16 protein-coding genes and 1 tRNA gene are annotated in these 14884 nt (G+C 73.6%); 7 read left to right on the plus strand and 10 right to left on the minus strand.

Annotated features, from left to right (window positions below; all coding sequences use genetic code 11):
* The first annotated feature begins 43 nt into the window (after positions 1-43).
* The 5 genes from M0M48_RS18710 to M0M48_RS18730 all read left to right on the plus strand — a co-directional run bounded on the left by M0M48_RS18710 (position 44) and on the right by M0M48_RS18730 (position 4065).
* Positions 44-820, plus strand: a complete 777-nt coding sequence (locus M0M48_RS18710) for a hypothetical protein (RefSeq protein WP_257752275.1) — start codon at positions 44-46, stop codon at positions 818-820.
* Positions 821-884: 64 nt separating this feature from the next.
* Entirely contained in the window at positions 885-2048 is a 1164-nt protein-coding gene (locus M0M48_RS18715; protein ID WP_257752276.1) for a hypothetical protein, read from the plus strand.
* Positions 2045-2689 (plus strand): hypothetical protein, encoded by a 645-nt coding sequence (locus tag M0M48_RS18720; protein ID WP_215814444.1) that lies wholly within the window; start codon positions 2045-2047, stop codon positions 2687-2689. Before M0M48_RS18715 ends, M0M48_RS18720 begins: the two co-directional genes overlap by 4 nt.
* A gap of 36 nt (positions 2690-2725) precedes the next feature.
* Complete coding sequence (locus M0M48_RS18725) at positions 2726-3091, plus strand: BlaI/MecI/CopY family transcriptional regulator (RefSeq protein ID WP_257752277.1); 366 nt, start codon at positions 2726-2728, stop codon at positions 3089-3091.
* Positions 3092-3096: 5 nt separating this feature from the next.
* Complete coding sequence (locus tag M0M48_RS18730; protein ID WP_257752278.1) at positions 3097-4065, plus strand: M56 family metallopeptidase; 969 nt, start codon at positions 3097-3099, stop codon at positions 4063-4065.
* Between the two features lie 84 nt (positions 4066-4149).
* On the opposite strand, the gene M0M48_RS18735 is transcribed toward M0M48_RS18730, so the two are convergent.
* The 9 genes from M0M48_RS18735 to cysS form a co-directional block, all read right to left on the minus strand.
* On the minus strand, positions 4150-4737 hold the full coding sequence (locus M0M48_RS18735; RefSeq protein ID WP_257752279.1) for a vitamin K epoxide reductase family protein: 588 nt from the start codon (positions 4735-4737) through the stop codon (positions 4150-4152).
* Entirely contained in the window at positions 4734-5408 is a 675-nt protein-coding gene (locus M0M48_RS18740; protein ID WP_257752280.1) for a DsbA family protein, read from the minus strand. Before M0M48_RS18740 ends, M0M48_RS18735 begins: the two co-directional genes overlap by 4 nt.
* Positions 5409-5431: 23 nt before the next feature.
* On the minus strand, positions 5432-5740 hold the full coding sequence (locus M0M48_RS18745) for a hypothetical protein (RefSeq protein ID WP_252373155.1): 309 nt from the start codon (positions 5738-5740) through the stop codon (positions 5432-5434).
* A gap of 58 nt (positions 5741-5798) precedes the next feature.
* Positions 5799-6023 (minus strand): hypothetical protein, encoded by a 225-nt coding sequence (locus M0M48_RS18750; RefSeq protein ID WP_257752281.1) that lies wholly within the window; start codon positions 6021-6023, stop codon positions 5799-5801.
* Between the two features lie 16 nt (positions 6024-6039).
* Positions 6040-6121: transfer RNA gene (locus M0M48_RS18755), tRNA-Gln, on the minus strand.
* A gap of 86 nt (positions 6122-6207) precedes the next feature.
* On the minus strand, positions 6208-7356 hold the full coding sequence (locus M0M48_RS18760; protein WP_257752282.1) for an acyl-CoA dehydrogenase family protein: 1149 nt from the start codon (positions 7354-7356) through the stop codon (positions 6208-6210).
* A gap of 53 nt (positions 7357-7409) precedes the next feature.
* Positions 7410-8915 (minus strand): metallophosphoesterase, encoded by a 1506-nt coding sequence (locus M0M48_RS18765; RefSeq protein ID WP_257752283.1) that lies wholly within the window; start codon positions 8913-8915, stop codon positions 7410-7412.
* A 13-nt stretch (positions 8916-8928) separates the two neighbouring features.
* Positions 8929-9900: a 23S rRNA (guanosine(2251)-2'-O)-methyltransferase RlmB gene (gene rlmB, locus M0M48_RS18770; protein WP_257752284.1), complete on the minus strand. Its 972-nt coding sequence runs from the start codon at positions 9898-9900 to the stop codon at positions 8929-8931.
* A 1-nt stretch (position 9901) separates the two neighbouring features.
* The gene (gene cysS, locus M0M48_RS18775) at positions 9902-11299 is read right to left on the minus strand and encodes a cysteine--tRNA ligase (protein ID WP_257752285.1); all 1398 of its coding nucleotides are present in this window, start codon (positions 11297-11299) and stop codon (positions 9902-9904) included.
* 203 nt (positions 11300-11502) lie between these two features.
* On the opposite strand from cysS, the gene M0M48_RS18780 reads away from it, so the two are divergent.
* Positions 11503-12777: a C39 family peptidase gene (locus M0M48_RS18780; RefSeq protein WP_257752286.1), complete on the plus strand. Its 1275-nt coding sequence runs from the start codon at positions 11503-11505 to the stop codon at positions 12775-12777.
* Here M0M48_RS18780 and M0M48_RS18785 read toward each other — a convergent pair whose 3' ends face one another.
* Entirely contained in the window at positions 12778-14316 is a 1539-nt protein-coding gene (locus M0M48_RS18785; RefSeq protein ID WP_257752287.1) for a molybdopterin-dependent oxidoreductase, read from the minus strand.
* A 65-nt stretch (positions 14317-14381) separates the two neighbouring features.
* On the opposite strand from M0M48_RS18785, the gene ispF reads away from it, so the two are divergent.
* Positions 14382-14882, plus strand: a complete 501-nt coding sequence (gene ispF / locus M0M48_RS18790; protein ID WP_257752288.1) for a 2-C-methyl-D-erythritol 2,4-cyclodiphosphate synthase — start codon at positions 14382-14384, stop codon at positions 14880-14882.
* Positions 14883-14884: the final 2 nt, after the last annotated feature.

Raw genomic sequence — 14884 nt, forward strand, 5'->3', positions numbered from 1 at the left:
GGTGGGGTTTTCCCTACCCCCGGGCCGGGCAGGGTGGTCCCCCGTGTCCGCCCCTGCACCCGACCTCGTCCACGAGCGCGTCCTCCGGCTCGCCCGCAAGAGCCTGGTGACCGCCGTGGTGACGTCGGTCCTCGCGGTCGCCGCCGTCGTGGGCGCCGGTGTCGTCGGCTACCGCGCCGCCACCGAGCAGGTCGCCGAGCAGGTCGCCGTCACGGTGCAGAGCGAGGGCAGCCACCGGGAGCGGCGCGGCGGCAAGCGCGCCCGCCGGTGGGTCGACGTCCGCCACGTCCAGGTGAGGACTGCGGACGGGCGCACCGGCCGGGTGAGCAGCGAGGACCTCCAGGTCGGCGATGAGGCGCGGGTGTGGCGGCATACGGAGGGGGGCGCGATGTCCGTCGACGAGCCGTCGGGGTTCGGCTTCGGCGACGTGGCGCTGATCGGCGGCACCGGCCTGGTCGGCCTGGTGCTGACCGGCATCGCGATCGGCTCCGCCCGGCGCTCCGCCCGGCTGCGGCGCACGGACGTCGAGAGCTCGCCGCGGGTGCTGCTCGTGCTCGACCAGGACAAGCTGCGCGCCGAGCCGCACCGCACCGAGCTCCGGACCTGGTGCGTCCCGCTGACCGTGGCCGCGTCGGACCACCGCAAGGTCAAGGCCGGAGCGGCGCACGACCTGTACCTGGAGCCGGGCACGGCGCCGGTCGACGTCTCCGCCGGCATCCCGCAGCAGTGGGAGGGCCGGGTGCTCCACGCCGGCGCGCTCCACACGGTCGTGGCGCTGCGGACCACACCCACCGCGCCGTGGTGGGTCACCGACGTCTGAGCCCCGGGGAGCCGGAAGGTAGCCTGAGCCCGACCTAGTCGGCCCGCGGAAGGTGAGCAGGCGGGTGGCGAACCCACGGCCCTCGACCCAGGCAGCAGCACTGCGCCTGGTGGCGATCTTCATCGCCGGCATGCGGATCGCCACGCTCGTGCAGATGGCTCCCTCGCTGGCGACCGCGATCACGACCGACTCCCGCCACGCGGCGACGGTGGCCACCTGGGTCGTCGCGCTCGTCGCGCTCACCGTCCCGGCCATCCTCGTCGTGCTCCGGGGGCGTCCCCTCGGCCCGGCCGCCGCCGTCGCCGACGTCACCATCGCCGTGCTGCTGCTCCTCGCCGGGCTGTGGACCGTACCGGTCGACCTGCGCCAGGGCACCTGGCTCGGCTTCCAGGCCGGCTACGCGATCTGCGTCGCGTGCTCGCTGCTGACCGGCGCGACCTCGCGGCGGCTCTACCTCCCGCTGCTGGCCGCGCTCGCGACGGCCACCGCGATCTACCAGGCGCCGACGGTGACCGGCTGGAGCGACGTGCCGGACCTGCTCGGCAACCTGCTCACGATCCTGGTCCTCGGGCCGCTCGCCTGGACCTGCACCCGGATGATCATCCGGATCGGCGCCGAGGCCGACGAGGCCCGCCGGCTCGCCGCCGACGCGGCCCGCACCGAGGAGGAGCGCCGGGCCCGGACCGCGATCCACAACGGCACCGCCGTGCTGCGCCTGCTCGTCGAGACCGGCGGGGACGCGGACCAGCCGGCCGGGTTGCGCCAGCAGGCCGAGATCGAGCTGAGCCGGATGCGCGCGTACCTCACCGGCGACCCCCTCCCCGCCGCCGGTACGACGAGCCTGGCCGCCGTGGTCACCGCCTCGCGTGCGGAGTTCGACGACCTCCCGATCACCGTCGTCGCCCACCTGGCCGACGAGGTCGAGCTCGACCGCGCCGTCGCCGACGACCTGGCCGCCGCGCTGCGCAGCCTGCTGCTCAACGTCCGCCTGCACGCGGGCGCCCGCGAGGTGGTGCTCCACGCCGAGGAGCACGAGGACGGCGACGGCTGGGAGGTCAGCCTGCACGACGACGGGGTGGGCTTCGCGATCGACGAGGCGTCGTACGGTGTGGGGATCCGCGATGTCGTCGTCGGCCAGCTCGCCCGCTCGGGCGTGACGACCGCGGTCGACAGCGTGCCGGGCCTCGGCACCACCATCACCCTGACCCGGACCGAGGAGCCCGCATGACCGACCCCCGGTTCGCCCACGTCGACGACACCACCGCGCTGCGCGCCTCGCTCGGCCTGCTGCTGCCCGACCTGGACTTCGTCTCCGCGCACCCCAACGTCGAGGACCTGCTCGCGAAGCGGCCGGACGCCGACGTCGTCGTGCTCGACCTGCACCTCGCCACCGCCGGCCAGCCCGAGGCCACCCAGGGCCCCGAGGCGATCCGGGCGCTCGTCGCGGCCGGCTACCGGGTGTGCGTCTACACCCAGGAGCAGCGCCGCTTCGTGCTCGCCGCGTGCCTGGCCGCCGGGGCGACCGGCGTGGTGTCCAAGACCGAGACCCTGGAGGCCACCGCCGCGGCCTTCCGCGCGGTGGCCGACGGCGAGCTCGTCGTACCGCCGGCGATCGCGGGGCTGCTCGAGGTCCTGGTGCGCCGCGGCAGCCTCACCGTCCTCTCCCCGCGCCAGCGCCAGGTGCTCGCCGCCCGCGCGCGCGGCCTGACGTTCGCCGAGATGAGCCGCACGATGTACCTCGCGGAGTCGACGCTGCGCGGCTACTGGATCGACCTCAGCCGGATCGTCCAGGAGTACCTCCACGAGACCGCGGCCGGCGACATCGAGCGCGCGCTCGGCCTGGGCCCCGGCGACCTGCTCGGCTCGTGAGCCGGGCGGCTTCGGCCGCATGAGAGCCTGGGAGGCATGAAGCAGCTGGGCCAGCTCGAGGCGGTCGTCATGGGCCGGCTGTGGGACGACGCCCGCCCGCTCTCGGTCCGCGAGGTCGTCGACGACCTCCAGCGCACCCGCGCGATCGCCTACACGACGGTGATGACGGTCCTCGACAACCTGCACCGCAAGGGCCTGGTCGCGCGCGCCAAGGACGGCCGCGCCTACCGCTACACCGCCGCGCTGACCCGCGAGGAGCACACCGCCGCGCTGCTCGAGGACGTCCTCGCCCAGGCCCCCGACCGAGGTGCGACCCTGCTGCGCTTCGTCGGCCAGCTCTCCACCGACGACCAGGTCCGGCTGCGCGCCGCCCTCACCGACGCCGACGCCGAGGAGCGCTGAGCGCCGTGCTCGCCGTGCTCGCCCCGCTGTCCCTGCTCGCCTTCGCGGTCCTGGCCGCCACCGCCGGCCCCCGCCTGCTGCTGCGCGCCCACTGGGTCCAGCGCGCGCCGGGCTGGGGCGTGCTCGCCTGGCAGGGACTGGCCGGCTCCGTCGTCGTCGCGGTCGCGCTGCTCGGCGTCACGCTCGCCGTACCACTGCCGCCGGTCGCTGCCGGGCTCTCCTGGCTGACCGGGATCCCGACCACCACGGTGGTCGCCCACTACCTCACCCCGGCCGGCCCCGAGGTCGCCGCGCTCGCCGGCCTCGCCGTCCTCGCCCTGGCGGTCCGGCTGACCTGGCTCGCCACGACCGCGGTGCTCGGCACCGTCCGCGCCCGGCGCGACCAGCACGACGCGCTGCGCCTGCTCGGCCACGACCACGCCGACGGCTATGTCGTCCTCGACCACCCCGTACCGCTCGTCTACTGCCTGCCGGGCCTGCACCCGCGCATCGTGGTGACCACCGCGGCCCGCGACGCGCTGACGCCCCACGAGCTGACCCAGGTCCTGGCCCACGAGCGCCGGCACCTGGGCTCGCGCCACGACGTCGCGCTCACCGTGGCGGGCGTCCTGCGCCGGGCGTTCGCACCCGTCCCGCTGCTGCGCACGCTCCTCGCGACCGCCCAGGAGCAGGTCGCGGTCCTCGTCGAGATGCAGGCCGACGACGCCGCCCGCGACCCGCGCGGCCTGGCCCGCGCCCTGGTCGCGCTCGCCTGCGGCGCCCCGACTCCCGCACCCCACCCGGGCCTGGCCGCGGGCGATGTCGCCGCCCTGGCCCGGGTTCGCCGGCTCACCGGCGACGACGCCGGCTGGTCCCACCCGCGCAGCGCGGCGGTGGGCTCGGCGACGGCGGCCGTGCTCGCCGTACCGGTGGTGCTGGCGGCGGCGCCGCTGATCGAGATGGTCCTCAGCGGCTGCCGCGCGATGCTGACCTGAGCGGCTCGGCCGGCAGCGCGGCGGGAGTCGCGCCGGGCAGCTTGCTGCCTCCCGCGGCGACGGAGACGCGCTCGGCCAGTCCTGCTAGACCAGTGTTTTCCAGTAGTACCAGAACTGCTCGATGATCAGCACCAGCACGAGCAGCACCGCCAGGGTCAGCGCGAACAGGTGCCACTCCCGCAGCGTCCGTACGACGCGTGCCCCGGCGACCTTGGCGCCGAACAGCCCCGCGCCCGCGTTGCGCAGCGTGACGTACCAGAAGATCGGCAGCACGACGGCCCACACGACCATGCAGTAGGGGCACAGCGCGCCGATCCGGTAGAGGCTCTGGAACATCAGCCAGAGCACGAACCCGAGCCCGAGCGTGACGCCCACCTGGAGTCCGGCCCAGTACCAGCGCGCCAGCCGGGCGCCGGCCAGCAGCGCCGCCCCGGTCGCCACCACCACGGGGAACGCGGCGATGCCGATCAGCGGGTTCGGGAAGCCGAACACCTCGGCCTGGTCGGTGACCATCACCGAGCCGCAGTTGAGGATCGGGTTGAGGCTGCAGGACGGCGTGTAGCCGGCGTCCTTGAGGAGCTCGATCTTCTCGAGCAGCAGCACGAACGCCGCCACGAAGCCGAGCGCGCCGCCGCCGACGAGGAGCGCGCCGAGGCGCTTGTCGGTGCTCACTCGCCGAGGGCGTCGGTGAGCGCGCGCTCGAAGTCGGCGACCGACTCCGGCTGCAGCAGCTCGCCACCGAGGAAGAACGTCGGCGTCCCCTGCACGCCCAGCGCCAGCCCGTCGTCGACATCGCGCTGCACCCGGGCCGCGACCTCGTCGGAGGCGTAGTCCTCGTCGTACCGGGCGAGGTCGAGGCCGAGCTCCTCGGCGTAGCCGCGGAACAGGTCGTCGAGCGGCACCCGCTGCTCCCCCCACGAGGACTGGGTGTCGTACATCTTGCGGTACATCTCCTCGAACTTGCCCTGGCGCGCGGCCGACTCGACCGCCCGCGCGGCGCGCTCGGCGTTGAAGTGGCCGGGCAGCGGGAAGTAGCGCACGACGAAGCTCACCTTGTCGCCGTACCGCTCGCGGAGGTCCTCGACCACCGGGTACGCCGCGCCGCAGGCCTCGCACTCGAAGTCGAGGAACTCGACGAGCTCGACGTCGCTGCTCCCCCGCTCGCCCAGCACGCGGCTGTCGTCGCGCACGAGGCGGCTGTCCGTCGTACCGGTGCCGGAGGGGGTGTCGCCCCCCGGTCCGGCGTCGGCCGGGTCGTCCCTCCCGCCCACCACGAGCAGGACGGCCACCACGGCCACGAACACCGCGGCGACCAGCAGGGTGGCCTTGAGCTGAGGCTTCACGGGGGCTCCTCCGTCGCTATCTACTAAGGAGCATCGTAGATGGTGCGGGCAAGCCGCCACGGGACCAGCGGCGCCATCGTCACCGCGACCCGCTCGTCCTCGGGGAGCCCCGCGTTGGCGCGCAGCTCCTCCTCCATCGCGAGCAGCGCGGTCATCCCGTCGGGGAAGGGTCCGCTGTAGTGCGTGCTGTAGGCGGTGCGCAGCACGAGGACGTACGGCTCGTCGACCTGGGCGGTCAGCGACTCGACCACCATGTTGATCACGCGCCGGATCGCGGCGGGCGAGACGGGCGCACCCTCCGGCTCGTCGGGCGTCTCGGGGAGCATCGGCATGCCTGGGAGACACCGGCATCGCGCGCTGCTGACGCGACTTGGCGCGGTGTCGTCCGGATCACTCCGGCGCGGCAGGCCCCGGCCGCAGCGCTCCGGCCACGAAGAACTGGATGTTCCCGCACCGGCTGCACACCGCTGCCTCCGCGCGCTTGTTGAGCCCCGTGTTCGCCATCCGCGAGGTGATCAGCGTGACGCCGTTGCGGGTGAAGGTCGATCCGGCGCACGTCGGGCAGGCCAGCGCGATGCCTCCCTCGACCACGAGCTGCTCGGGCTGGGACGTCATCGCTTGCTCCTGTGCTTGGCTCCCCGGGTAGGAGTCGAACCTACGTCGCTTGTCCTGATTCAAAGTCAGGCGGGCCCTACCGGCAGACCAACCGGGGATCGCGGGCTACAGCCTAAGGGCCATCGCCCCGGCAACGGCGACCGGCCGGGCCTCGCGGCGGCGCCGGCGGAGGTCCTCCACCACGTCACCGCAGCAGGTCGCGCCCGATCACCATCCGCTGGATCTGGTTGGTCCCCTCGAAGATCTGGGTGACCTTCGCGTCTCGGAAGAGCCGCTCGACCGGGTACTCCCGCGTGTAGCCGTTGCCGCCGAACACCTGGATCGCGTCGGTCGTGACGCGCATGGCGGCGTCGCTGGCGGTGAGCTTGGCGATCGAGGCCTGGCGCGCGTAGGGGCGGCCGGCGTCCTTGAGCCGCGCCGCCATCAGGTACGACGCCCGCGCGCGCTCGACGTCCGCCGCCATGTCCGCGAGCAGGAACTGCATCCCCTGGAACTCGCCGATGGTGCGCCCGAACTGCTCGCGCTCCTTGGCGTAGGCGACCGCGTGCGCCAGGGCGGCCTGGGCGATGCCGGTGGCGACGGCGGCGATGCCGAGGCGGCCCGCGTCGAGGGCGGAGAGGGCGACGCGCATGCCGGCGCCCTCGTCGCCGATGAGCTGGGCGGCCGGGATCCGGGCGCCGTCGAAGAGCACCTGGGTGGTGACGTCGCAGTGCAGGCCCATCTTCTTCTCGGGTGCACCGAAGGACATCCCGGGGGTGCCGTCGGGGACGACGAACGCCGACAGGCCGCGCTTGGGGTCCTCGGAGGTGCGGGCGAAGAGGATGTAGTAGTCGGCGCAGGAGCCGTTGGAGATCCACGCCTTGGTGCCCTTGATGACGTAGCCGTCGCCGTCGCGGACCGCGGCGGTGCGGATGCCACTGACGTCGGAGCCGGCCTGGGGCTCGGAGAGGCAGTAGGCGCCGAGCCAGTCGCCGGACAGCATCCGCGGCAGCCAGGTCTCGCGCACGGTGGCGGAGGCATTGGCGGCGACGACGGTCGCGGTGAGGGCGTGCACGGAGACGCCGACGCCGACGCTGGGCCAGGCCGCGGCGATCTCCTCGACCACCTGGAGGTAGACCTCGTAGGGCTGTCCCCCGCCGCCGATCTCCTCGGCGAAGGGCAGGCTGAGCAGGCCCGACTGCCCCAGCAGGCGGTACGCCGCCTCGGGGAACTCCGCCTTCTCCTCGGCCTCGGCGACCCGCGGCGCGAGCTCCTTGGTCGCGATCTCACGGGCCAGGGCGAGGAGCTCCTCGGCCTCCTCGGTGGGCAGCAGGCGGTCGACAGTCGTTCCCATGCTGCCGACCCTAGTCCCGCGGGCACGGCGGACCACCCTCGTCGGAGGGTGCTTCAGTAGGTGAGCTCGACCCAGTCGTCGACGTCGTAGCGGCCGTTGGTCTGGAGCGTGATCGACTGGATGCCGACCGGGCGCTCGTCGCGGTAGGTGATGAGCGCGATGCTGGCCGGACGGCGCAGCTTGGTCCCGATCGCGATGGCGTACGCCGCCCCGCCCGTCGTCCCGACAGTGTAGGTGTAGCCGGTCTTGCCGTTCTCGCCCTCGACCGCGGTCGGCCCGCTCTGGACGTGGATATGGCCGCCGACGACCAGGTCGACGCAGCCCTTCTCCAGCGCCCCCGCGCCGAGCTTGGCGTCGTGGACCAGGATCGTGCCGGGGCGCTCGCCGTCGGCGTCGGCGGCGCAGGCCGCCTCGGTGACCCGGTCGGCGACCTCGGCGAAGCTCAGGCCCTTCTCGTCGCGCCAATTGCCCAGCCCGCTCGAGCGGGGGTCGTCGACGCCGAGGAGCCGCGAGCCGCCGGGGCCCTCGACCACCTCGTCGTCGAAGTACTTCCAGCCCAGCTTCTCCAGGTGGGCGCGGACGAAGCTGCCGTTGTCGTGGTTGCCGGCGACCGCCCAGCGGCCCTCGAAGTCATCGAAGGCGGCGGCGACGGAGTCGAGGGAGAAGGCCTCCCAGTGGCTGCCGGTCGAGGTGTCGTCACCGGCGTCGTAGACCGTGGTGGCCCCGGCGGTGTCGGCGATGGCGCGGGCGACCTTGTCCATGCCGACGTTGTCGTGCCGGTCGGAGACGAGGACGGTGACCGTCTCGCCCTCCTCGGGCTGCCGCAGCTCGAGGTCGGCGGCCTTGGCGGCCGCGGCGGAGTAGAACTCCAGGCCCTGCCGGTAGCTGCTGACCGCGCTCTCGATCAGCCGGCGCGACTGGTCGGTGGTGGCATCGGCCAGCACCTGCACGTCGGCGACCTCGTCGGGCAGCACGACCGCGGCGCCGACGTAGTCCTGGAGCGTCTCCCAGCGCTCGCGCGGCGCCTCGAACCGCCCCCACCCCACCGGTACGACGACCGCGGCGACGAGCACGAGCACGCCCCCGGTCACCAGCAGCCCGCGTCGCGTGGGCAGGGCGCGGACGAGGGTACGACGCCGCTCGCTGCCGACCGCGGCCCACACCAGCAGCGGCACGGTGCCCAGGGCGCCGCCCTGGAGCAGGGCGGCGTAGGCCATCGACCGCACGCTGCGCTCGACGGCGGCGATCTGGCCCTCGGGCTGCGAGGCGATCGCGGCGTAGCGCGCGGTGAGCTCGTCGAGCGACTCGGTGTCGGTCTTGCCGAGCTCGATCGCCAGGCCCAGGCGGCTGCCGGACGGGATCCGCAGGTCCGGCAGCACCGGGCCGGTGCGGAGCACGATCTCGCCCGAGAAGTCGGGGCTCAGCGTGGCCTGGTGGCTCGCCACGTCGATCGTGCGCTCGCTGTTGACGAAGATCGTCGCGGCGAACAGCAGGGACAGGACGATCCAGGCCCCGGCGTACCCCAGGCCCTGGAGGAGGCGACGTCGCGTCGGTGTCACGTCCGGGTCACGCTCAACGTCCGGCGCGGGCCTCCGCGACGGCGTACAGCGCGACCGAGGCGGCGACACCGGCGTTGAGGGACTCGAGCACACCCGCCATCGGGATCGACAGCAGCCGGTCGCAGTTCTCGGCCACGAGGCGCGAGAGACCCTCGCCCTCGGAGCCGACGACGAGCACGAGCGGGCCCTGGGCCAGGTCGGCGTCGGCGACGAGCTCGGGCAGCGTCAGGTCGCCGTTCGCGGCGAGGCCGACGACGAAGCAGCCCGCGTCCTGGTAGGCCTTGATCTGGCGGGTCAGGTTGACGGTCTGGGCGACGGGGCAGCGCGCGGCCGCACCGGCCGAGGTCTTCCAGGCGGCCGCGGTCATCGAGGCCGCGCGACGCTCGGGGATGACCACGCCGTGGGCGCCGAAACCGGCGGCGCTGCGGACGATCGCACCCAGGTTGCGGGGGTCGGTGATCGAGTCGAGGATGACGACGAGCGGCGCCTCGCCGGCCTCGTCGGCCGCCGCGAGCAGGTCGTCGGGGTGGGCGTACTCGTAGGCCGGGATCCGCGCGGCGAGGCCCTGGTGGACCGCACCGTCGGTGAGCCGGTCGAGCTCGCCGCGGCTGACCTCGAGCAGGCCGACGCCGTGCTCGGCCGCGAGCCGGAAGACCTCGCGCAGCCGGTTGTCGCGCTCGGCCCCCTCGGCGACGTAGACCGAGGTCACCGGGACCCGCTCGCGCAGCGCCTCGACGACCGGGTTGCGCCCGGCGATCCACTCGTCCCCGCCGGTACGACGGCGCGGACCGCCGCCGCGCCCGCTCTTCTTGTCGGCGCGCTTCTTGGCCTCGGCGATCTTGTGGGCCTTGTGGTACTCGCGGTCGACCGCCTTGGGCGTGGGGCCCTTGCCGGCGAGCCCGCGGCGCACCTGTCCGCCCGAGCCGACCTGCGGTCGCTTGCTCGACTTGCGGATCGCGCCCTTGCGGCTCGAATTGCCTGCCATCTCAGTTCACCGTCCAGGTAGGTCCATCAGGGGTGTCGGTGACCTCGATGCCGGCCGCCTTGATCCGATCGCGGATCGCGTCCGCACGCGTCCAGTCCTTGTCCGCCCGCGCCTGCGTGCGCTCGTCGAGCAGGCCGGCCACGAGGGCGTCGACCGCGGCGGTGAGCCGCTCCTCGGTGTCCGAGCCGCCGGACGTCGCCGCCCAGGCCGGGTCGGCCGGGTGCACGCCGAGCACGTCGAGCATCGCGCCGACCGCGCCCGCGGTGGCGGTGACGTCCTCGCCGGCGGCGAGCTGGCGGTTGCCCTCGCGCACGGTGTCGTAGAGGACGGCGACGGCGGCCGGCGTACCGAGGTCGTCGTCGAGCGCCGCGGCGAAGGCCTCGGGCAGCTCACCCGGCTCGGCACCTCCGGCGCGCTGCACGAAGGACAGGATCCGCTGGTAGCCCGCGGCGGCCTCGTCGAGCGCCTCGAACGAGAACTCCACGTGGGAGCGGTAGTGCGCGGCGACCATGTAGAAGCGCAGCTCGGCACCGCTGACCCGCTGGAGCACCGACGGGATGCTGAGGGTGTTGCCGAGCGACTTGCTCATCTTCTCGCCGGCGGTGGTGATCCACGCGTTGTGCATCCAGTACGACGCGAACGCGCCGCCCGCCGCGCGGGACTGGGCCTGCTCGTTCTCGTGGTGCGGGAAGCGCAGGTCGACGCCGCCGCCGTGGATGTCGAAGGCCTCGCCGAGGTACTTGCCGGCCATCGCGGAGCACTCGATGTGCCAGCCCGGCCGGCCGCGGCCCCAGGGGCTCGGCCAGGACGCGGTCTCCGGCTCGGAGTCCTTGCGGCCCTTCCAGAGGGCGAAGTCGCGGGGGTCGCGCTTGCCGCGCGGGTCGGCGTCGGCGGCCGGCTCCATGTCGTCGACACCCTGGTGGGTCAGCTCGCCGTAGGCGGCCCAGGAGCGGACGTCGAAGTAGACGTCGCCGCTGCCGTCGGCCGCCGGGTAGGCGTGGCCGCGCTCGATGAGCAGGTCGATGAGCTCGATCATCTCGGGCACGTGACCGGTGGCGGCGGGCTCGTAGGTCGGCGGCGCGACGTTGAGCGCGGCGTAGGCCTTGTCGAGCTCGATCTTCATCGCGTAGGCGAGGTTGTACCAGGGGCGGCCCTGCTCGGCCGACTTCGTCAGGATCTTGTCGTCGATGTCGGTGATGTTGCGGATGAACGTGACCTCGAAGCCGCGGTGGCGCAGCCAGCGCTGGAGGACGTCGAAGTTGACCGCGGACCGGACGTGACCGACGTGGGGCTCGCTCTGGACCGTCAGACCACAGACGTAGAGACCCACTTTGCCCTCCTGAAGGGGCACGAAGTCACGGACTTCGCGGGTCGCGGTGTCGTACAGCCGGATGGTCACCGGGTCAGTCTAGGGATCGCCGGGGGTCCGCCTCACATCGTCACGACGACGGCGCATGTAACGACGACGGCTCATGTAACTACGTGTTACGTACGCAATTGCGCCCGGGTAGACGCCAAAACGCGTATGTAACACGTAGTTACATGAAACCGCGCCCAGACCACCCTGTTACGCAAGTGACGGATGTGACGTACCGTGAGGCAGTGCGTCGACTCTTCCCCGCCCCCGTCGTCCTCGCGCTCGCCGGCTGCCTCGTGGCCGGCGGCGTCGCCGTCACCCTGGACCGCACGTCCGGTGGACCCGGCGCGAGCGTCACCGCGGCCGCCGTCTCCGACCGCAAGGTCGACCTCGAGCGGTACGACGCCGCGGCCCAGTGGCGCACCGGCAAGGCCCGCGGCACGCGCGTCACGCCGGCCGGCGAGCTCGCCTTCGACCGGGGCATCCGGACCACCCGGCTGGCCGGACGCACCTACGACACCGCCCGCTGGACCAGCCCCTGGGTCGCCCCGGGCTTCTCCTACACCGAGCTGATCGCGTCGTGGTCGGCCCGCACTCCCGGGTCGAGCTGGATCGAGCTGAAGGTGCGCGGCCGCTCGGCGGCCGGGACCACGACCACCTGGGACTCGCTCGCCCGCTGGGCCGCCAAGGACACCGTGCTGAAGCGGGCCTCCGGCGGCGCGCAGGCCGACGACGGCACCACTCTCGCGACCGACACCTGGCGCACGGCCGGGCTGGCGTCGTACCAGCTGCGGGTGAAGGTGCACCGCCAGCGCGGCAAGCGCGCGGTGCCGCGCCTGGACCTGGCGACGGTGCTGACCTCCGCGCTGCCCCGCGCGGCCGGACCGGTCTCCGCGCCGGGCGTCGCGCGCGGCATCGAGCTGAGCGTGCCGCGCTACTCGCAGATGATCCACACCGGGCACTTCCCGCAGTGGGGCGGCGGCGGTGAGGCGTGGTGCTCGCCCACCTCGACCTCGATGGTGCTCGGCTACTACGGGCGCCTGCCGGGCGCGGCGTCGTACGCCTGGGTGCCGGGCGGGCACGCCGACCCGTGGGTCGACGCGGCGGCACGCTCGACGTACGACCACGCCTACCGGGGCACCGGCAACTGGCCCTTCACCACCGCGTACGCCGCCCGCCAGGCCGGCAAGGCGTTCGTCACCCGGCTGCGCGACCTGCGCGAGGCCGAGGTCCTGGTCAAGGCCGGCATCCCGCCGGTCCTCTCGATCGCCTTCCGGCGCGGCCAGCTGAGCGGCGCGCCGATCTCGTCGTCCAACGGGCACCTGCTCGTCGTCGTCGGCTTCACCAGCAAGGGCGACGTGATCGTCAACGACCCCGCGGCGCCGACCAACGCGAGCGTGCGGCGCGTCTACGCGCGAGCGCAGCTGGAGAAGGCCTGGCTGGAGGCGTCGGGCGGGACGACGTACGTCATCCACGACGCGAAGCACCCGCTGCCGAAGGCGCCCGCCGGCAACTGGTGATCAGGCCTTGGCGGTGACGTCGATCGTGTGCCAGCCGGTCGCACCGTCGGGCACGACGTCCGCGAGCACACCGGTCTGGACGTTGCCGTCGGCGTCGACCGCACGGACCCGCAGCTGGTGGTCGCCCTCGTCGAGCGTCACCGTCGCGCGCCACTGGACCCACGTGTCGACGTTGGGCGTCGCCGCCAGCCGGGCCCGCTGCCAGGCCCCGCCGTCGACCTGGACCTCGACCGCGGAGATGCCCGTGTGCTGCATCCACGCGACGCCCGCGCAGACCAGCTCGCCGACCGGGACGTCGGCGCCCGAGCTCGGCACCTCGATCTTGGACGCGATCTTGACCGGGCCCATCTCGGACCAGCCCTTCTCGGTCCAGTACGCCGTGATGTCGTCGTACCGGGTGACCTCCATGTCGACGACCCACTTGGTCGCCGAGACGTAGCCGTAGAGCCCCGGCACGATCGTGCGCACCGGGAAGCCGTGCTCGATCGGCAGCGGCTCGCCGTTCATCGCCACGGCCAGCAGGGCGTTGCGCTCGTCCATCATCGCCGCGAGCGGCGTACCGCAGGTCCAGCCGTCCTCGGAGGTCTGGAGCACCGCGTCGGCATCAGGGTGCGGCCCGGCCTCGGCGAGGATCGCCGCCAGCCGCACCCCGCTCCACCAGGCATTGCCGATCAGGTCGCCGCCGACCTCGTTGGACACGCAGTTGAGCGTGATCCAGTCCTCGGTGATCTCGCGCGAGACCAGGTCGCGGTAGGACAGCGTGATCTCGCGATCGACCATCCCGTGGATCCGCAGCTCCCAGTCGGCCGGCGCGATGGTCGGCTTGATGAAGGCCGTGTCGATTTGGTAGAAGTCCACGTTCGGCGTCTGCCACGGCGCGACGCCCTTGATCCCGAGGCTCGCCCCGGGCGGTACGTCGGGCGCGGTCACGCCCTCGATCCGCAGCAGCCGCCGGCTCTCCTCGGCCTTGCGCCGCGCCGAGCCCGCCACCCTCCCGAGCAGCCCTCCGCACGCCGCGACCAGCCCGACCACACCCGCCGCCACGAAGAACCCGCGCCGGCTGGGCATCGGCGCCGTCACCGGCTCTCCCGCCGCCTCGGCCAGCTCCCAGCGCCGCAGCCACTCGGCCAGCGCCGCCAGCGCCACCAGCCACGCCAGCAGACCCACCACGACCGGCGCGAGGTCGGTGAACGACGTGTTGGGCTTGGCCACCACCGCCGCGGCACCCACGCCCGCCAGGACGACGTACCCGGCGACGGCGAGCCACCACCGCGTCCGCGCCACCCGCCCGATCACGGCGAAGACGACCACGAGGAACGTCAGGATCCCGAACACGAGGACCTTCTTGTCCGCCGTGTCGAACGTGTCGATCGCCCACCGCGCCACCTTGCCCGGCGTCAACGCGGTGAACCCCTCGGCCACCGCCACCACCGGCGCATCCCGCACGTGCAGCAGCGCCGCGGCGGCGTAGCTCAGCGCCAGGCCCAGCAGGCCCGACAGCACGCCGGCGGTCGCCCACCAAGCACGGGAAGTCCTCACCCTGGTGATTCTTCCTCATCACCGGTGCGCACGGTCGAGGTGGCGACCTCGGGCATGATCAGGCCGTGACCTCCTCCGGACTCCGCATCGGCATCGGCTCCGACGTCCACCGCCTCGTCCCGCGCGATGCCGGCGACCCGCCGCTGGCCCTGGGCGGGCTGACCTGGCCCGACGAGGACGTCCGGCTCGACGGGCACTCCGATGCCGACGTGGCGGCCCACGCGGCCTGCGACGCGCTGCTCTCGGCCGCCGGCCTGGGTGACCTCGGCAGCAACTTCGGTACGGCGGAACCCCAGTGGGCCGGGGCGAGCGGGGCGGCGCTGCTCGGGGAGACCCGGCGCCGGGTCGAGACGGCGGGGTTCGCGGTCGTCAACGTGGCGGTCCAGGTGATCGGGAACCGGCCCAAGGTCGGTCCCCGGCGCAGCGAGGCCGAGGCGGCGCTGTCCGAGGTGCTCGGGGCGCCCGTGTCGCTGTCGGCGACGACGACCGACGGGCTCGGCCTGACCGGGCGCGGTGAGGGCGTCGCGGCGATCGCGACCGCGCTGCTGACGGGCGTGCAAGGCTGACC

The organism is Pimelobacter simplex, assembly GCF_024662235.1.
GTDB lineage: Bacteria > Actinomycetota > Actinomycetes > Propionibacteriales > Nocardioidaceae > Nocardioides.